Source organism: Rhizobacter sp. P1_G5, from assembly GCF_056405435.1.
Window position 1 is genome coordinate 1 of the sequence record NZ_JBFUCB010000049.1, and the last position, 18,496, is coordinate 18,496.

The 18,496-nt window shown below is 69.0% G+C and carries 17 protein-coding genes; 7 read left to right on the plus strand and 10 right to left on the minus strand.

From position 1 onward, the window contains the following. Window positions 1–95: 95 nt before the first annotated feature. The 4 genes from AC1D12_RS05945 to AC1D12_RS05960 form a co-directional block, all read right to left on the minus strand. Window positions 96–1,343 (minus strand): ABC transporter substrate-binding protein, encoded by a 1,248-nt coding sequence (locus tag AC1D12_RS05945; RefSeq protein WP_465111546.1) that lies wholly within the window; start codon window positions 1,341–1,343, stop codon window positions 96–98. A gap of 270 nt (window positions 1,344–1,613) precedes the next feature. Continuing rightward, window positions 1,614–2,102, minus strand: a complete 489-nt coding sequence (locus AC1D12_RS05950) for a GFA family protein (RefSeq protein ID WP_477839354.1) — start codon at window positions 2,100–2,102, stop codon at window positions 1,614–1,616. Window positions 2,103–2,154: 52 nt separating this feature from the next. Beyond that, entirely contained in the window at window positions 2,155–3,672 is a 1,518-nt protein-coding gene (locus AC1D12_RS05955; RefSeq protein ID WP_477839356.1) for a hypothetical protein, read from the minus strand. 113 nt (window positions 3,673–3,785) lie between these two features. Then, window positions 3,786–4,181: a tautomerase family protein gene (locus tag AC1D12_RS05960; protein WP_047501745.1), complete on the minus strand. Its 396-nt coding sequence runs from the start codon at window positions 4,179–4,181 to the stop codon at window positions 3,786–3,788. Between the two features lie 111 nt (window positions 4,182–4,292). Here AC1D12_RS05960 and AC1D12_RS05965 point away from each other — a divergent pair, with 111 nt between their 5' ends. The 3 genes from AC1D12_RS05965 to AC1D12_RS05975 all read left to right on the plus strand — a co-directional run bounded on the left by AC1D12_RS05965 (window position 4,293) and on the right by AC1D12_RS05975 (window position 7,420). After that, window positions 4,293–5,135 carry a LysR family transcriptional regulator gene (locus AC1D12_RS05965; RefSeq protein WP_477839358.1) on the plus strand — a complete coding sequence of 281 codons (843 nt, stop codon included), beginning with the start codon at window positions 4,293–4,295 and terminating at the stop codon, window positions 5,133–5,135. Between the two features lie 29 nt (window positions 5,136–5,164). Then, a complete protein-coding gene (gene proC / locus AC1D12_RS05970) occupies window positions 5,165–5,971 on the plus strand; it encodes a pyrroline-5-carboxylate reductase (protein WP_465111541.1) in 807 nt (268 codons plus the stop codon). 177 nt (window positions 5,972–6,148) lie between these two features. Then, window positions 6,149–7,420, plus strand: a complete 1,272-nt coding sequence (locus AC1D12_RS05975) for a Glu/Leu/Phe/Val family dehydrogenase (RefSeq protein ID WP_047501739.1) — start codon at window positions 6,149–6,151, stop codon at window positions 7,418–7,420. On the opposite strand, the gene ubiA is transcribed toward AC1D12_RS05975, so the two are convergent. From ubiA to AC1D12_RS05995, 4 genes are all read right to left on the minus strand, one after another. Further along, window positions 7,421–8,323 (minus strand): 4-hydroxybenzoate octaprenyltransferase, encoded by a 903-nt coding sequence (gene ubiA / locus AC1D12_RS05980; RefSeq protein WP_477839360.1) that lies wholly within the window; start codon window positions 8,321–8,323, stop codon window positions 7,421–7,423. A gap of 34 nt (window positions 8,324–8,357) precedes the next feature. Next, window positions 8,358–9,230, minus strand: coding sequence for a reverse transcriptase family protein (locus AC1D12_RS05985; RefSeq protein WP_477839370.1), 873 nt, complete (start codon window positions 9,228–9,230; stop codon window positions 8,358–8,360). A 267-nt stretch (window positions 9,231–9,497) separates the two neighbouring features. Further along, window positions 9,498–9,950: a DUF2214 family protein gene (locus AC1D12_RS05990; RefSeq protein WP_465111538.1), complete on the minus strand. Its 453-nt coding sequence runs from the start codon at window positions 9,948–9,950 to the stop codon at window positions 9,498–9,500. A gap of 122 nt (window positions 9,951–10,072) precedes the next feature. After that, window positions 10,073–11,701 (minus strand): peptide chain release factor 3, encoded by a 1,629-nt coding sequence (locus tag AC1D12_RS05995; RefSeq protein ID WP_465111537.1) that lies wholly within the window; start codon window positions 11,699–11,701, stop codon window positions 10,073–10,075. Window positions 11,702–11,890: 189 nt separating this feature from the next. Between AC1D12_RS05995 and AC1D12_RS06000 the strand changes: the two genes are divergently transcribed. Genes AC1D12_RS06000 through AC1D12_RS06010 form a run of 3 tightly spaced genes read left to right on the plus strand, consistent with a single transcriptional unit; the run spans window position 11,891 to window position 14,411 of the window. Further along, window positions 11,891–12,232 carry a helix-turn-helix domain-containing protein gene (locus AC1D12_RS06000; protein WP_477825530.1) on the plus strand — a complete coding sequence of 114 codons (342 nt, stop codon included), beginning with the start codon at window positions 11,891–11,893 and terminating at the stop codon, window positions 12,230–12,232. Further along, window positions 12,222–13,502: a type II toxin-antitoxin system HipA family toxin gene (locus AC1D12_RS06005; protein WP_477839362.1), complete on the plus strand. Its 1,281-nt coding sequence runs from the start codon at window positions 12,222–12,224 to the stop codon at window positions 13,500–13,502. The genes AC1D12_RS06000 and AC1D12_RS06005 overlap by 11 nt, the downstream gene beginning before the upstream one ends. Before the next feature lie 27 nt (window positions 13,503–13,529). Continuing rightward, window positions 13,530–14,411 carry an Fpg/Nei family DNA glycosylase gene (locus tag AC1D12_RS06010; protein ID WP_477839363.1) on the plus strand — a complete coding sequence of 294 codons (882 nt, stop codon included), beginning with the start codon at window positions 13,530–13,532 and terminating at the stop codon, window positions 14,409–14,411. A gap of 7 nt (window positions 14,412–14,418) precedes the next feature. Here AC1D12_RS06010 and AC1D12_RS06015 read toward each other — a convergent pair whose 3' ends face one another. Next, the gene (locus tag AC1D12_RS06015; RefSeq protein WP_477839365.1) at window positions 14,419–16,029 is read right to left on the minus strand and encodes an S-layer protein; all 1,611 of its coding nucleotides are present in this window, start codon (window positions 16,027–16,029) and stop codon (window positions 14,419–14,421) included. Between the two features lie 134 nt (window positions 16,030–16,163). Here AC1D12_RS06015 and AC1D12_RS06020 point away from each other — a divergent pair, with 134 nt between their 5' ends. Further along, window positions 16,164–18,203: a LamG-like jellyroll fold domain-containing protein gene (locus AC1D12_RS06020; RefSeq protein WP_477839367.1), complete on the plus strand. Its 2,040-nt coding sequence runs from the start codon at window positions 16,164–16,166 to the stop codon at window positions 18,201–18,203. Between the two features lie 26 nt (window positions 18,204–18,229). Here AC1D12_RS06020 and AC1D12_RS06025 read toward each other — a convergent pair. Further along, the coding region (locus tag AC1D12_RS06025) for a molybdopterin-dependent oxidoreductase (protein WP_477839368.1) at window positions 18,230–18,496 on the minus strand (267 nt) is incomplete at its 5' end.

An 18,496-nucleotide genomic window follows, 5' to 3' on the forward strand; every position in this document is an offset into this window, starting at 1 on the left:
GAGTTGGGTCAGGATCTGCATGGTGCTCCCTGCAAGGACTCAAACAACAAACGCCGCCTCGGCACGGGCCGCGGCGGCGTCTTCCCGGGCTCGGCCTACTTCTTCGTCGCGGCCAGCGCACCCTTCGCGTTCGGATCCTTCACGCGCACCTCCGACGCCTTCTTGAAGTCGTCCGGATACGCATACACCACGCGCTGGCCCTTGACCTCGCCGAACACCGGGATGTTCGCGGTGATCGCCTCGTGGTCGCCCTTGCTGAACGGCTTGTTGTACGTCGTCACGACGCCTTCGACCGGCGCCTTCAGGTCCTCGAGCGCCGCCTTCACCTTCGGCCCCTCGGTGCCGCCCGCCTGCTTGATCGCCGCGGCGAGCAGGTAGACCGAGTCATAGCCCTGCGCTGCCGACACCGGCGAATCGATGCGCGCGTTCTTCGGGTTGAAGGTCTTCAGGTAATTGATGATGAACGACTGCCGCTTCGGCGTCGTCGGCTCCTGGATGAAGGTCTGCGGCATGCGCGCCCCCTCGCCGCCCGGGCCGGCGTTGTCGATGTAATTGGCCATCGACAAGGTCCAGCTGCCCACCAGCGGCACCTTCCAGCCGAGCTTGGTCATGCCGTTGGCGATCTGCGCCAGCTCCGGGCCGATGCCGTAGGTCAGCACGGCTTCCGCACCGGCCTCCTTGGCCTTCAGCAGCTGGGCCGTCATGTCGACGTCCTTGATGTTGAACTTCTCGACCGCGACCGGCTTGACGCCCTTCAGCGCGAGCGCCTTCTCCAGGTCCTCGCGGCCCAGCTGGCCGTAGTTGGTGGAGTCCGCCAGGATCGCGACCTTCTTGAAGCCGCGGCGCGTGATCGCCTCTTCAACGATCATCGGCGCCTGGATGCTGTCGTGCGCCGCGTTGCGGAAGATGTAGTTCTCCGGCTGGTTGTCGAACTGGTGCGTGATCAGCGAGCCGGTGGCCACGTTGTTCATCACCGGGATCTTCGCGTCCTGGTAGAAGCGCTGCGAGGCGAGCGCGACACCGGTGTTGATGTAGCCGACGGTGGCGGCCACCTTCTCCTTGTTGATCAGCTCCTGCGCGATCTGCACGCCGCGCTCGTTCTTCGCCTCGTCGTCGCGCTCCACCAGCACCAGCTGGCGGCCCAGCACCCCGCCGGCCTTGTTGATCTCGTCGGCCGCCAGGCGCACGCCGTCGCGCATGCTGACACCCATCGACGATGAACCGCCGGTGAACGGGCCGGCCACGCCGATCTTGATCGGGTCGGCGGCGAATGCAGCGGCGGCGGCCAGGCTCAGCGCGCTCGCGACAAAGGGGGTGGAAAAACGGGTCCAGGGGCTGCGCATGTTGTCTCCTGCGTGCGGCGGGTGAATGAACTTCAGTCCTGGCAAAGCCCTGTGTTCCCGTAGGACACGACGATCACGCGCGGCGTCGGCGTGTCGTGTTGCGGTGCTTCGTTGCGACCAGCATCGATGCTCGCGCATTCGCCCCGATCCGCCCTCGTGGTATTCACGTACGTGATGTTCGCGTCCGGCCGCGGCTTTTGCGCCCAAGCTGAAACTGCTTTGCGTGGCGCGCAGCAATCTGCACCGCCACGGGGCACCCGCCACAACAGCTCACTCGCTCCAGACACCATGCCGCCGGTGCCAGTCGGCCAGCGACTCGTCCGGCCAATGCTGCGCATGCACATGGCCGCGCCCCTTCGGCACGTCGACCCAGGGCGCCGCGAATGCGAGCGCCGCCTCGACGACCTCGGCCGGCCGGGGCAGCGGCGTGTCGATCGCCGACGCATGCGGATGAATCAGCTCGGGCCAGCGCGGATCCCACAGCCACAACGCACTGCCGCACTTGACGCAGAAGTGGCGCTGCGCCTTCGAGCGCGTCGCCCGCTGGCCGGGTTCGCGCATCACCGCGTGGTAGACCGCCAGGTGCTTGCGGCCGCGCACCTTCAGCGTCGCGGAATCGCCCCCCAGGTTGATCGCGTAGCCACCGCCGCCGGCCGTCTTGCGGCAGATGCTGCAGTGGCAGTGCATGTAGGGCTGCGGGCTGTGCGCTTCGAGGCTGAAGCGCACGGCGGCGCAATGGCACGATCCTTCGAGGTGCATCGCGGGCCTCCGGTCCGGACAAGGGGGCGCGAGTATCGCGCCGTGACCCTTCCTAGACCGCCGAAGGGTCGGCCTTCGCCCGCGGGCCGGCGACGGCCCCCATCGCGCCGCCCCAGACGTGGTAGACCGCCTGCAGCACCGCGTACTTGGCCAGCTGCGTGTAGAGCTCGGCGTCCTTCTTGCTGATGCCGTGGGCCTCGAGCGTCTTCGGCATCGCGACGAGCATCGAGAACAGCGCGCCGAAGCTGCCGCCGAGCACGCCGTGCGAGGTCCAGCCGGGGGCGCTGGCCAGCACCGACTTCACCGCGGCCGGCATCTCGGTGACGACGTTCTTGCCGTAGCTGCCGAAGCGCCTGGCGACGCTGGCCATCTGCTCGAGCGCCGGCTTGTCCAGGTGATCCAGGCAGGCGCCCAGGTCTTCGCGGGCCAGGAAGTGCTGGAAGCCGGAGCGCCCGGCGCCGTTGTCGAGGCTGTTGCGGACGAGTTGCATGCCGCCACCGCCGATCGTCTCGCCGCCCGCCACGTCGATCACGTTGTCGCCGAGCGTCCGTTGTTTCGTCGACCCGACGTGGTGGGTGATGGCCGTCTGCGGGATGCGGATCCCGCCGTTGCGGGCGGCACCGAAGCTCGCTCCGGCTGCCACGCTGAGGTTGACCGCCAGGCTCGTCTTCGTGTGCGCATTCGCACCCTTCAGCGGGTCGGGCGTCTGGTCTTCCGGCGGCCGCAGGTAGTAGGCGTCGGCAAAGGTCTTGCCGACGGCCGGGCCGGTGCCGACGTCCATCGCCGACATCATCACGCCCAGGAAGGCGCCGGCGGCGTAGGCCGGCAGCGCGGCCGGCACGTCCTTCCAGCTGCCGAGCAGCCCTTCCAGCGCCTTGTCGGCGAGCGCGAAATCGACGATCGCGGAGCCGGTGTTGAAGCCGCTGGCGCCGGCCATGCCGTGCATCAGCGCGGTGCCGCGATCACGCCACTCGACCTGGTTCAGCAGGCGGATGAATTGCTCGCGGGTCGTGATGCCGTGGTCCTGCAGCACCTTCGACTGCTTCTCCGCCAGGTCTTTCAACGGCTGGATGTCCGCGTCATCGCGGCGCATCGAGCTGAGCACGAAGGCGACGCAGCCGGTGACGTCGTTCGGCAGCCTGGCATGGAAGGCGCTCTTCTTGAAGAAATACGGGTTGACGTCGCGGAAGCTCGGCACCTGGGCGGCCTCGATCGAGGCCAGGTGGTCGGGCGCCTGTTCGATCGGCGGCGGCGCTTCGGTCGAGTGGATCGACGGGTTGAATCCGCCGGGCATCTGCAACTCGACCGAATCGGCGGAGTTGCGGCGCGAACCGGCGGCCCCGAGGCTCGACGAGCTCTGCCGCGGAGCCCGCGTCGAGGCCCGGCCGCTGTCAGAACGGGCGAGCGACGCCTCGCTGTTGCGCCGGCTCTGCAGCGGCCCCTCGGCCGCGGGGCGCTGGGACGCCGTCGAGTTGGCCGACGAGGCCGGCAGGGGCGGCAGCTCCTGCAACGCGATCGACGCGCTGCGCGAGCGGGAGACGGCATGAGAAGGCGAATTCGGAATGGCCACGGCGATGCTCCGGTGAACGGGGAACGCCCCCGCTGCGTACGACAGCGTCAAGGTAGGTGCTGGCGCAGGCGCCGGCCGCTGCCGATCCGAAGCGGCCGATGGCGATCCGAAGCTCACGCCGGATGCTGGTAGCGGTGCTCCTGCGTGAGCCCTCCGAAACCGTAGGCGCTGGCGCGCAGGTCGGCCACGTGCACGTACGAATGCTCGGCCACCCCACCCAGCAGTTCATCCATCGCCCGGTGCACGGCCTCCAGGTAGACGGCCTTCTCGCGCTTGGTGTTGGTCTCGTCGGTGATGCTGACCATCCAGTGGTAGCTGCGCGGGCCGCCACCGGACAGCGGCCTGCCGCCGATGAACCAGCGGCCGGGCGCGATGAAGTCGACGACGACCGCCGTCAGCGACGGATCCTTGCCGAGCAGGCGCGCGGTCAGCTCGGTCGCGTTGCGGGCGACGTTCGCGGCGAGGGCATCGTCGGCAGCGCCGGAGATCTGGATGTGCAGGTAGGGCATGGAAGACTCCTTCGGTGGTTGGGTTGACAAGCACACTGTAGGCACTCAGCATCCATCCGTGAAACGATTTGATCCGATCACATTGATGGAAGATTCTGATGAGTCACCGACATGACTGACCTCGACCCGCTGTGGCTGCGCAGCTTCATCGCGATCGCGCAGGCCGGCTCGGTCACGCGGGCGGCGGCGCGCGTGAACCGCACGCAATCGGCCGTCAGCACCCACCTGCAGCAGCTGGAGGCGAGCGTCGGCGCACGGCTGGTGCAGCGCAGCACGCGCGCGCTCGCGCTGACGGCCGAGGGCGAGCGCTTCCTGCCGCATGCGCGCCGGCTGATCGAGCTGCAGGACGAGGCGCGCGCCTCGGTGCAGCCGGCGCAGCAGGCCGCGCTGTGGCGCATCGGGCTGAGCGAATACTTCCTGCCGGCGCGCCTCGCCGACCTGCTCGCGCTGCTGCGCGACGCCCAGCCGCAGGCCCGCTTCGAGCTGCTGTGGGCCAGTTCCGCTGCACTGCAGCAACTGTGGGCGGCCGGCGCGATGGACCTGGCCGTCGTCACCAGCGACAAGGCCTTGCCCGGCGCGCGCCTGCTGCGCCGCGAACCGCTGTCCTGGGTGGCGGCACCCGGCTGGCAGCCACCCGCCCGCATGCCGGCATCGCTGGTGCTGCTCGGCCCCGATTGCCCGGTGCGCGCGATGGCGCTGGCCGCGCTGGCCCGCAGCGCCCGGCCGTACCACCTGCAGCTCAGCTGCACCGGCAGCCACGGCGCGGTGGCCGCGATGCGCGCCGGCTGGGGCATCGGCTGCCTGAACCAGTCGGCGATCCCGGCCGACCTCGACGTGCTGACCCGGCGCGATCCGCGCGGCTGGCCCTCGCCCGGCCGGCTGTCGTTCCACGTGCTGGCCAAGCCCGCGCTGCGCGACACCGAGCGCTTGTTGCGGCAATGGGCAAGCGGCTGAGGCGGCCCTGAAACTCCTACACTGGCCGCATGAACAGCATTGCATTCATCGGCGGCGGCAACATGGCCAGCGCCATCATCGGCGGCCTGCTCAAGAGCGGCCGCGCGCCGGGCGACATCCTGGTGCTGGAGCCGAACGCCGAGCAGCGCTCGCGGCTGCAGCGCGATCTGGGCGTGATCACGCTCGAGGCCCCCGGCTCGGTGCTGCAGCGCGCCGGCGTCGTCGTCTGGGCGATCAAGCCGCAGAACTTCAAGGAGGCGTCCGCCGCGTGCGCCGCGCACATCGCCGCCGCGCTGCAGTTCAGCGTGATGGCCGGCATCCGCAGCGGCGACATCGCACGCGCGCTCGGCAGCGAACGCGTCGTGCGCTCGATGCCGAACACGCCGGCGCTGATCGGCCAGGGCATCGCCGGGCTGTTCGCACGGCCGGCCGTCGGCGCCGACGAGCGGCTGCAGGTCGAGCGCCTGCTGGCCCCCACCGGCCGCACGCTGTGGGTCGAGCGCGAGGAAGACCTCGACGCCGTCACCGCGCTGTCCGGCTCCGGCCCGGCCTACGTGTTCTATTTCGTCGAGGCGATGATGAAGGCGGCACAGGACATGGGCCTGAGCGCCGAGCAGGGCCGCGAGCTGGCGCTCGCGACCTTTGCCGGCGCGTCGGCGCTGGCGCTGCAATCGGGCGAGCCGCCGTCGCTGCTGCGCGAGCGCGTCACGTCCAAGGGCGGCACGACCTACGCCGGGATCACGTCGCTGGAACGCAGCGACGTGCACGGCGCGATCGTCTCGGCCGTGAAGGCGGCGCAGCGCCGCGCGCGTGAACTGGGCGACGAATTCGGCTGATTCCAACCCTGTGGCAGCGCAAGCCATGCGATGCCTGGAACACATCATGCAAAGGAGGCATGAGCTTCGGTGAGAAATTCGGGCGCCGCGGGCCTACAGTCGCGCTCCATGCCGGCGGCGTGGGCCACGAGTTCGCGCGGCGCCAGGGCATGACGACTTCCCCCCACGGAGACCCGCATGAGCAACCTGTCCTATGTCACCCCGCACGCCGATAGTCCCTGGCAGACCTACCTGTCGCAGGTCGACCGCGTGCTCCCCTATCTCGGATCGCTGGCCAAATGGGGCGAAACGCTGAAGCGCCCGAAGCGCGCGCTGATCGTCGACGTGCCGATCGAGCTCGACAACGGCACGGTGCGGCACTTCGAGGGCTACCGCGTGCAGCACAACCTGTCGCGCGGCCCGGGCAAGGGCGGCGTGCGCTACCACCCTGATGTCACGCTCGAAGAGGTGATGGCACTGAGCGCGTGGATGACGATCAAGTGCGCCGGCGTCGGCCTGCCGTACGGCGGCGCCAAGGGCGGCATCCGGGTCGACCCGAAGGCGCTGTCGATGAAGGAGCTGGAGCGCATGACGCGTCGCTACACCAGCGAGATCGGCATCATCATCGGCCCGCAGCGCGACATCCCGGCGCCSGACGTSAACACCAACGGCCAGATCATGGCCTGGATGATGGACACGTACTCGATGAACACCGGCTCCACCGCGACCGGCGTCGTCACCGGCAAGCCGATCCACCTGGGCGGCTCGCTCGGCCGCGTGAAGGCCACCGGCCGCGGCGTGTTCGTGACCGGCCGCGAGGCGGCGCGCCGCATCAACCTGAACCTCGATGGCGCACGCATCGCGGTGCAGGGCATGGGCAACGTCGGCAGCTCGGCGGCCGAGCTGTTCGTGCAGGCCGGCGCCAAGCTGGTCGCGGTGCAGGACCACACCGGCACGCTCGTGAACCCGAACGGCTTCGACATGGCCGACACGATGGAAGTGCTGAAGCGCGACGGCGGCATCGCCAACTACAAGAATGCCGAGCGCATCGACAACGAGGCCTTCTGGGACGTCGACTGCGACATCCTGATCCCGGCAGCGCTCGAAGGCCAGATCACCGCGGCGCGTGCGAACCGCCTGAAGGCGAAGCTGGTGCTCGAAGGCGCGAACGGCCCGACGCTGCCCGACGCCGACGACGTGATGCACGACCGCGGCATCCTGGTGGTGCCCGACGTGATCTGCAATGCCGGCGGCGTGACCGTCAGCTACTTCGAATGGGTGCAGGACTTCAGCAGCTTCTTCTGGAGCGAGGACGAGATCAACGTGCGGCTCGACAAGATCATGGTCGATGCGCTGCGCCACATCTACGAGACCTCGGAGAAGCACAAGATCACGCTGCGCACTGCGACCTTCGCGGTGGCCTGCGAGCGGATCCTGATCGCGCGCGAGGAGCGCGGCCTGTATCCCTGATCAGCCGGCGTGCGGCAACGCGGCGCTCGGCAGCAGGGACTGAAGGGCGACCCCGGCGAACACCGCGAAGCCCAGCCAGTGGTTGAGCCGAAAGGCACGGAAGCAGCCGTCGCGCGTGCGCGTGCGGATCAGCGTCCAGTGCCAGCCGGCGATGGCCGCGGCCACCGCCAGGCCGGCGAAGAACGGCCAGCGCAGCCCCTGCTGCGCGCCGAGCACGCCCCAGCTTGCGATGAACAGGCCGTAGCACGCCATCACGCCGGCCACGTCGAAGCGGCCGAGCGTGATCGCCGAGGTCTTGATGCCGATCTTCAGGTCGTCGTCGCGGTCGACCATCGCGTACTCGGTGTCGTAGGCGATCACCCAGCACAGGTTGCCCAGCAGCAGGCCCCACGCGAGTGCCGGCACCTCGCCGCGCACCGCGGCGAACGCCATCGGGATGCCGAAGCTGAACGCGACGCCCAGCACCGCCTGCGGCATCGAGAAGAAGCGCTTCGTGAACGGGTAGAAGATGCTGACGGCCAGCGCGGCGAAGCTCCATGCGATGGTCGCCGCATTGGTGGTAAGCACCAGGCAGAAGGCGGCCAGCGCGAGCACCGCGCCGAACAGCAGCGCCTGTTTCACGCCGATCGCGCCGCTCGTGACCGGGCGCTGCTCGGTGCGCTTCACGTGCTTGTCGAAATCGCGGTCGGCGACGTCGTTGACGGCGCAGCCGGCGCTGCGCATCAGGAAGGTGCCGAGCGTGAAGACGACCAGCAGGTGCCAGCCGGGGAAGCCGCCGGCCGCCATCCACAGCGCCGACAGCGTCGGCCACAGCAGCAGGTAGCTGCCGGCCGGGCGATCCCAGCGGATCAGGTTCAGGTACAGCGACAGGCGCGACGGGGTCGGCGCGGTGGGTGCGTTCATCTGGTGAGTCCGTAGCCCCGGATGCCAATCCGGGCTACCAGTCTATGCGCTGCCACAACGTGTGCAGGCGCGCCGCCTTGGCGGCGTTGAGCTGCGCCGCCCATTGCACGCGGCCCCACAGGTGGGCGCGGAAATCGGCGTGGCCGTCGCGGTTCTGCGATGCCGGGCCGCGCAGCGCGCACTGGTGCAGCACGGCGCGCAGCCGGTCGAATTCGCGGCGCGGCAGGTTCGGGTGCGAATTGACGACGACGCCGCAGACGCGCTGGGCGGATGCCTGCGTCGCCAGGCGCGTCTTGCGGTGGTTCAGCGTGCAGCCCTCCTCCTTCACGATGCGAGCCACCCAGCCGGCAATGCGCTCGAACCCGTGGCGCAGCGACTCCGGGCCGGACAGCACCAGGTCGTCGGCATAGCGCGAGTACGTCGCCCCGAGCACGTGGGCGAGACCGTCGAGCCGCAGGTCGAGCTGGAATGCGCACAGGTTCGCCAGCATCGGCGAGCTCGGTGCCCCTTGCGGCAGGTGGGCGCGGCGCAGCGCGCGGGCGTCCTGCCAGTCGACCCAGCCGTCGTCGCGCAGCCGTTCGATCACCGGCTCGGGCGTGCTGACGGTGCACAGCGCGGCGAGCTGGCGCGCGACRCCGCGCGGGTAGCCGAGCGTGTGGAACACCGCCGCGACCTGCGACGCCAGGATGCGGCCGAAGAAATTCTTCAGGTCGAAGTGCATCACCACCGGCCGGCCGGTGTGCAGCCGCGCATGCGTCAGCACCGAACGGCCCGCGACGAAGCCGTGGCAGGCCTCGTGCACCGGCACCTTGTCGAGCAGGTCGTGCAGCACGCGCCCCTGCAAGGCCTTCAGCCGGCTGCGCGGGGATTCGATCAACCGGCCGCCGCCGCTGCGCTTGGGCTGCAGCGTGAAGCGGGGGTCTGCGGCCCGGCCGACAGCGCCCGCGCCAGGGCGAGGGCATCGAGGTGACGAAGGCGCGAAGCGTGCATGTCGGGGTGCGGCACAGGGACGCCGACCTGCCGGTCACGTGCCAGAAGTCGTGCGCGTCAGCGCACTGCGTCTGGCACCGCGAATGCCAAGGTCGACTCGATGCCGTGGGGGTACCCCACAGCCGGGTCCGTACTGCAACCCGTTTCTGCTCGGCGTGTGTGGCCGCGCGCGGATTCTAGAGGCCTAGAGACCGACCGCGTGCGCCATCAATGACGCAGCGATGACGATCAGCACCAGCAGCGCCATCTGTGCGGCCAGCAGCCGCGAGATCAGCGTGTACTCGCGTTCGGTGACCTTCGGCGTCTGCCCCGCCTTCAGCATCGGCGCCCACCGGATGAAGCGCACCGTCGGGTAGATCGACAGCAGCCCGACCAGCACGAACAGCGTCAGCTTCAGGTGGAAGAACGGGCTGTGCGCATAGAACGACCAGCCCTTCTCGAATTGCGCCGCGCGCACGAAGCCGACCACCAGCAGCACCATCGCGAACAGGCCGTACCAGCGGTCGGCCAGCGCGATGCGCTTCGCCTCGGCGAGCGTCGGCGTGCGGCTGAACGTGAGCCACTCGAGGAACAGCGTCGCGGCGATGCCGAACGCGGCGATGAAATGCAGTGCGGCGACGAGTGAGCTGGCGATCATGCGGGGTCTCCGGGCGTTGCGTTGGGACGCAATGTGCCGGTCCGGCCGCCGTCGCGCAAGAGGGCGCGCGACGAAGTGCCTGCCGCGGGCGCCGGATGCCAGGCCCGCGGCGTGAACGGCGCTCAGCCGTCCAGCTTTTTCTGGAACACCAGGCCGGCGTGCTCGCGCAGCGCGTGGAACTTGATCTTCGGCCAGTTGGCCTCGATCGCGCGCAGCTCCGGTGCGTATTCCACCAGCACCGTCGGCGCATCGACCGCGTCGTAGGCCACGCGGTGGTCGTTGGCGTCGATGAAGCGCTTCAGCTCGCGCTCGCCGCCGTCGGCCTCGTCGCAGGTCACCCAGCGCGCCACCTGGAAGCGGCTCGGCTGGATGCGCGCCTTCACGCCGTACTCATGCTCCAGCCGGTGCGCGACCACCTCGAACTGCAGCTGGCCGACCGCACCCAGCAGCAGCACCGAGCCGGCGACCGGGCGAAACACCTGGATCGCGCCCTCCTCGCCCAGCTGTTGCAGGCCCGCCTTCAGCTGCTTGGTGCGCAGCGGATCGGCCACCTCGACGCTGCGGAACATTTCCGGCGCGAAGAACGGCAGGCCGGTGTAGAGCAGGTTCTCGCCTTCGGTCAGCGTGTCGCCGAGCTGCAGCACGCCGTGGTTCGGGATGCCGATGATGTCGCCGGCGAAGGCCTCGTCGAGCAGCTCACGGCGCTGCGACAGGAAGCTGACGACGGTGTTCGGCCGCAGCTCCTTGCCCGAGCGGCCCACCTTCAGCCGCATGCCGCGCTCGAAGTGGCCGCTGGCCACGCGCACGAACGCGATGCGGTCGCGGTGCGCCGGGTCCATGTTGGCCTGGATCTTGAAGACCACGCCGGTGAACTTCTTCTCGTCGGGCTCGACCAGCCGCTGCGTGGCCTGGCGCGGGCCGGGCGCAGGCGCCAGGTCGACCAGCGCATCGAGCACCTCGCGCACGCCGAAGTTGTTGACCGCGGAGCCGAAGAACATCGGCGTCTGGTGGCCGCCCAGGAAGGCTTCCTTGTCGAAGGCGGGTGCGGCCTCGCGCACCAGCTCGATCTCGCCCTGCGCCTGCTCGTACTGCATGCCGAAGCGCTCGGCGTAGGCGGGGTTGTCCAGGCCGGCGAGGATCTCGTCGTCGTTGTGGTTGCGGTCTTCGCCGGGGCTGAAGACGCGCATCTGCTGCGCGCGCAGGTCCATCACGCCGTGGAACTGCTTGCCCATGCCGACCGGCCAGGTGAAGGGCACGACGCCCATGCCGAGTTCGCGCTCGATCTCGTCCATCAGCACCAGCGGCTCCTGCACCTCGCGGTCCATCTTGTTGACGAAGGTGAGGATCGGCGTGTTGCGCGCGCGGCAGACCTGCAGCAGCCGGCGCGTCTGCGGCTCGACGCCGTTGGCCGCGTCGATCACCATCAGCGCGGCGTCGACCGCGGTCAGCACGCGGTAGGTGTCTTCGGAGAAGTCCTGGTGGCCCGGGGTGTCGAGCAGGTTGATGACGCAGTCGCGGTATTCCATCTGCATCACCGAGCTCGCCACCGAGATGCCGCGCTGCTTCTCGATCTCCATCCAGTCGGACGTGGCGTGCCGCGAGGCCTTGCGCGCCTTCACGCTGCCGGCGATCTGGATCGCGCCGGAGAACAGCAGCAGCTTTTCCGTCAGCGTGGTCTTGCCGGCGTCGGGGTGGGAAATGATGGCGAAGGTGCGGCGGCGGCGCACCTGCGGGGTCAGCTCGGAGGACATCGGGTAGGGGACTCGCGGGAGGGGCGCCGCCTGCAGGCGGCGCGAGGGGCGCATTGTCCCTCATCGACCGGGCGTGGCTTCGGGTGGCCCAGCCGCGTGTTCACTTGAGATCTCATTCATACAGATAAAGTACTCTTGAGATAACTTTTTGTTGCCAACGCGTCAGAGGGCGTGCTACCTTGCCGGCCGATGACCGCCCGCAATCCCCTTCTGGCCGCACCGCCTCACGCCGTCGAGCAGTCGCTCAGGCGACTGGGCGGCGACCTGCGCACGGCGCGCCTGCGCCGCAACTGGACCCTCGACCACCTGGCCGCGAAGATCGGCGTCGGCCGACGGACGGTCGCCGATGCCGAGCACGGCAAGCCATCGGCATCGGTCGCGACCTATGCGGCCATGCTGTGGGCGCTGAACCTGCTGAACCAGCTCGACGAGGTGGCCATGCCCGAGCGCGATGCCGAGGGTCAGGCCCTGTCCCGCTCATCCGAGCGCGAGCGCGCCCGCGCGAAGGCCGGCCTGAGCAATGACTTCTGAATCGTCAGGCGAGTGCTTCGTCTACATCACCCTGCCTGGCACGACCGAGCCCGTCACCTGTGGCCGCTTCGCGTTGAGCGTGAACCGGCACGGCGTGCCCGAGGGGCGTTTCGTCTATGGCCGCAGCTACCTCGCGCGGGAGGATGCGGTGCCCATCGATCCGGTGGAACTCAGGCTCGGCGAGCGCACCAGCACGACGAACGCGCTGAACGGCGTCTTCGGCGCGCTGCGCGATGCCAGCCCCGACCATTGGGGCCGGCGCGTCATCCAGCGGCACCTCGGCCAGTCGCAGCCCGGTGAACTGGCCTACCTGCTGCACGCGCCTGACGACCGGGCCGGCGCCCTGGGCTTCGGCCTCAATCCAACGCCGCCGGCACCGAGGCGCAGCTTCAACCAGACCCTGGACCTGGCCCGCCTGCAGGCCACGGCCGATGCCATCGTCGCCGACGACGAACGCCCGGCCGATGCCGAGACCGAGCAGGTCGAGAACCTGCTGCTGGTCGGCACCTCGATGGGCGGCGCCCGGCCGAAGGCGGTGGTGGAGGATGCGGCAGGGCTGTGGATCGCAAAGTTCAATGCGGCGACCGATGCCTGGAACAGCGCCCGCGTCGAGCACGCGATGCTGACGCTGGCGCGTCGCTGCGGCCTGACGACGGCCGACAGCCGGGTCGTCGAGATCGCCGGGCGCGACGTGCTGCTGGTCCGCCGCTTCGACCGCGAGAGAGTGCCAGGCGGCTACCTGCGAGCCCGCATGGTCAGCGCGCTGACGATGCTGCGGGCCGAGGACACCTTCCAGTCGCGCGATCACTGGTCGTACGTGCAACTGGCCGAGGAGCTGCGGCGGGCCTGCAGCGAGCCGCAGGCGAATGCGGCGGAGCTGTTCAGGCGCATGTGCTTCAACGCGCTGATCTCCAACATCGACGATCACCCGCGCAACCATGCGCTGATCGCGCGGGGGCGCGACTGGCAGCTGTCGCCGGCCTACGACCTGACGCCGGCCGTGCCGGTCAGCATCGAGCGGCGCGACCTGGCGATGGCCTGCGGCGATGCGGGCCGTTTCGCGAATGCCGACAACCTGCTGTCGCAGTGCCTGCGCTTTCTGCTGGARCGCGAGCAGGCACGGCGACTGATCGACGAGATGGAAGCGCAGGTGCGCGGCACCTGGTTCGCCACCGCCCGCGAGGCGGGGGTGTCGCCGGCCGACTGCGACCGCATTGCGGCTGCGTTCGCCTACGAAGGCTTCCGGCGCGCGGCACGGCCCGCGCCCTGAGATCCGCGGCGCTGGCACACTCGCGCCATGCCGGAGTTGCCCGACATCACCGTCTACACCGAGCGCCTGGCCGACAAGGTGCAGGGCCGCGCGCTGCAGCGCGTGAAGGTGCTGCACCCGTTCCTGCTGCGCACCGCGCAGCCGCCGCTGCCGCAGGCCGAGGGCCGCACCGTGGTCGGCATCGAGCGGCTGGGCAAGCGCGTCGTGCTGGCGCTGGACAACGGCCTCTTCCTCGTGATCCACCTGATGATCGCCGGCCGGCTGCGCTGGCTGCCGCCGGGCGGCAAGCCGCCGGGCAAGATCAGCCTCGCCGTCTTCGAGTTCGACAGCGGCACCCTGGTGCTCACCGAGGCCGGCACGCAGCGCCGCGCATCGCTGCACGTGGTGGCCGACCGCGCAGCGCTGCAGGCGATGGACCCGGGCGGCATCGACGTGCTGACCGCCGACCTCGCCACCTTCAGCGAGCGCCTGCTGCACGAGAACCACACGCTGAAGCGCCAGCTCACCGACCCGCGGCTGTTCAGCGGCATCGGCAACGCCTACTCCGACGAGATCCTGCACCGCGCGCAGCTGTCACCGATCCTGCTGTCGAAGGCGATGCAGCCGGCGCAGGTCGCGCAGCTCTTCGACGCGACGCGCGCGGTGCTCACCGAGTGGACCGAACGCCTGCGCGCCGAGGCCGGCGACTGGCCGGAGAAGGTCACCGCGTTCCACCCGCAGATGGCCGTGCACGGCCGCTTCGGCCAGCCCTGCCCGGTGTGCGGCACGCCGGTGCAGCGCATCGTGCATGCCGACAACGAGACCAATTACTGCGCGCGTTGCCAGACCGGCGGCAAGCTGCTGGCCGACCGGGCGCTGTCGCGGCTGCTGAAGGCGAGCTGGCCGAAGAACGTCGACGAGCTGCCCTGAGCGATGCCTACGGCGTGACCGTCACGAACACCGGGTTCGAATAGAACCACAGGCTGCCATAGTTGCGGTCATTGATGGCGTTCACGCRGGCGGTGTTGTCGGCGCCGGCGGTCTGCTGGTCGGCCAGCGGCTCGCCGTTGGCGGTCAGCCCTGCCACGTCCGGGGCCAGGTTGGTGCCGCGCAGGCGGAAGTACTGGTTCTTCTTCGCCTCGACCGGGATGCTGACCGCGAAGTAGCCGTCGGCATCGACCTTCCAGTCGGCCGCGGTGAGGCGGCGCAGCACGCGGGTCGAGGCATTCGCCGCGACGGCATAGGCCGGCGTGCCTGGCGCAGCTTTGGCGGTCACGTCGCCGACGATCAGGTCGACGTGGTCGACGACCGGCTTCATGTTGCCGAGCGAGCCGCTGTCCACCGGCTTCTGGTAGTTGTTCAGCGCCGGGCTCTTGAAGCGGATCGTGACCGTCACGCTCTCGCCGGCGGGCACCTTGATCTCCTGGCCCATGAAGCCCTTGCCGGAGGACCCGGTCACACGGAAATCCAGCGCGTTGATCAGGTCGCCGAACACGCCGAACATGCGGCCGTCGCGCAGGCTCTTCGTCAGCCCGCCGACGCCGGCCTGGCCGTCGGCCACCCAGACGTGGTTCTTCGAATACTCGCCCGGGTAGTAGCCGCTGCTGTTGCTGGCCGCGTCGATCTCGAAGTGCGAATCGGAGTCGGCGATGTTCCAGATGCGCCGGCCCTCGCCCAGCAACGCATCCCAGGTGCCGCCCAGCTGGGCCACGATGGCATCGACACCGCCGTAGGTGCGGTTCGGCGCGTTCTCGGGCACGTAGGCCGAGGTGTAGCCGCCGCGGTTCGGCTCCATCTGGTTGCCGACCATGCCCTCGATCATGAACACGATGTCGGGTGCCAGGTCGTTCATCTGGCGCAGGTCGCTGATCGTGTACTTGCCGGGGTTGCGCGACGGGTGGTTGAGGGTCGCGAAGCTGGTCGCGGGGTAGTTCGTCTTCAGCCACGAGATCGCCTGCAGCGCGTCCGCGGCCGTGCTGTTGAAGCGCTGCGGGTACTTCGTTTTCCAGACGGCCACGTCGGCGGGATCGAACTGCGACTCCGCCAGCGTCGTGAAGGCGTACTGGAACTCCTTCGCGCCGCCGGTCGACGCCTGCAGCGCCGGCGCGCCTTCGAACAAGGCCACGCCCAGGTGGTCATGCGTCGGCATGTCCCATTCGAAGCCCGAGAAGATCAGCTTGTCGGCATAGGTGCCGCCGGCCTGCAGCGCCTTGACGCGCGGGATCTCGTACGAGGCCATCCCGTACGCGAACGGGACCGGCGTGGCCAGCAGCGTGCCGTTGTTGTCGTACTTCGACGAACGCAGGTGGTTGGTCAGCGCCATCCAGTCCAGCTTGTAGGTCGCGAAGGCCTTGTTCAGCACGAAGTCCAGCGTCTGCGTCGTGCGCGAGTCATCGGATTGCACGGTGTGCACGTGCAGGTCGCCGGCCGTCCACTTGCCGGCCGGCTCGTTGACGGGGCTGCTGCCGCTGTCGCCATCACCGCCACAGGCGTAGATCAGGGACACGCCTCCCAACAACAACGACAGAAGCTTGATCCGATGGGACATGAACACGATGGATTCCTTCGCAAAAAGGGATGGATCCTAGGAACGCCTCGTGACAACGCAGTGACCCGGTGTTGCGTGCGCGCGATCATCGAACTGTCACGGCAACTGCATATGGCGCCCCTAGAGTGGTTTCCATGAACAAGTACCCCTCCATCCAGCGCCGCAGCCTGCTCAAGATGAGCCTCGCGTCCGCTTCCACGGTCGCCACCGGTGGCTTGCTGGCCGCTTGCGGTGGCGGCGACAGTGACGCCGCGCCCGCATCCACCAGCATCTCCAGCTTTGCGCTGGCGGTGTTGCCCGACACCCAGTTCTATTCACGCTACGCCACGTCCACGGAGAGCAGCCAGTACGAGCGCCACTACGGCAGCGAGCCGTACTTCGCGCAGACCCGCTGGATCGCCGACAACGCGCAACGGCTCAACATCCCCTTCGTCATCCACCTGGGCGACGTGGTGGACCAGGTCGGCAAGCCCGAGCAATGGAAGGTGGCCGACACCGCGATGCAGGTGCTGGAAGTGGCCAAGGTGCCGTACTCGATCCTGGCAGGCAACCACGACGTGCTGAACGACGTCGACTACGACGCGAGCCCGACGACCGGCACCGACACCCAGCGCGTGCTGGCCAACGAACCCTACCTGCAATGGTTCGGCGCGAAGCGCGCCAAGCGCCAGTCCACCTTCGGCGAGCGCGACGGCACCGGCTTCCACGAGTACCACGTCTTCAAGGCGCAGGACCAGCAGTTCCTGGTGCTGTCGCTGTCGTGGCGCATCTCCGACGCCGGCATCGCCTGGGCGCGCGGCGTGATCGCGAGCCACCCGACGCTGCCGGTCATCCTGGTCAACCACCAGTTGCTGAACATCGCACCGGACGCCGTGAGCCCGCTGGAGACCGGCTACGGCAAGATGCTGTGGGAGAAGCTGATCCGCGACAACGACCAGATCTTCATGACGCTGAACGGCCACCATCATGGGGGCGCCCACCTGACCAAGACCAACGACTTCGGCAACGCGGTCGAGGAGATGGTGGTGGACTACCAGATGGCCTACCAGGGCGGCAACGGCCTGATGCGCTTGTATGAGTTCGACCTGACGAACCAGCAGATCAAGGTGCTGTCGTTCTCGCCCTGGGTGCCGATGAAGCCGGCAGACACGCTGAATGCCTTCGACCAGGYCGTGCTGACCGAGCCCAACCACAGCTTCTCCATCGGCATGGATTTCGCGAAGCGCTTCGCCCGCTTCAACCCGGGCTTCGGCACCGGCCAGGCCACGGCGGCATCGTCGCTGGTGGAGCAGGCCAAGGCCCTGGTCCTGAAGGGCTACGACGAGCCCGCGGCCCCGACCCAGCTGGCGGCCAAGGACACCGACGACTACCCCAAGGTGGCCTCCACCATCGCGCACTGGCGTTTCTTCGGCGGCACCGAGGGCGCGGCCGTGGCACCCGGGGCCCAGATCGCTGACGTGACCGGCGCCAACCCGCTCAAGCGCGATGCGCTCAACACCAGCGTGATCGTCGGCGCGCAGGCGGCGGACATCGTCTGGAGCAGCGACCACCACCGCCTGTCGGCTGCACCGGGCTCGGTGGCGTTCCTGAACACCGACAAGAACACGCCGCGGATGAGCTACTTCCTGACCGACACGACGGCGGCCATCAACGCACTCACCTTCGCCGCCACCGGCTACACCATCGAGGCCTTCATCAAGATCGACAAGGCCTGGGACAAGTCGAAGCACGCCTGGATGAACATCATGACGCGCGACGGCAAGCGCGGCGATCTGGCCGGCTTCGACGGCGGCGATCCGGAATCCCCGCCGATGCTGTTCGCGATCTCCAGCCTGCGCGAGGTGCAGTGGGAGGTGGTGCCCGACATCACCGGCGCGCGCGAAGGCGATGCCAGCTGGTCGGGCGAGATCATTGCGGACACCTGGGTGCACATCGCGATCGTCAACGACCCGACGACGCACGACACCGTGATGTACGTCGAAGGGGCGCCGGTGCTGCGCAACACCAGCAACGTGCCGGGGCTGGCCACGCTGTCGGCCGGCTCACCCTGGGTGGTCGGTGCCGGCTCCTGGGACGGCGATCGCGCCGACGGCTTCTTCGGCAAGATCGGTGAAGTGCGCGTGGTGGCCGAAGCCTTGCCGTCCGCCAAGTGGCTGACGGCGCGGCGCACCTGAGGGCGAAGCCGGCTGCTGGCAGCGCATCACAGCCCGCCGAACCAGTTGTAGCCGTGCAGGTCTTCCCAGTAGCCGCTGCTGAACTCGTCGGTGACGGTGAGGCCGACCAGGTGCTTCGGGTTCTTGAAGCCGAGCTTGATCGGAATGCGCAGCCGCAGCGGAAAGCCGAACTCGTCGGGCAGGCGCGTCGCTCCGGCGAAGCCGTGCGCGAGCAGCGTCTGCGGGTGCATCGCGCTCTCCATGTCGATGCTGGTGTAGTAGCCGTCGGCGCAGCGGAACGCGACGTAGCGTGC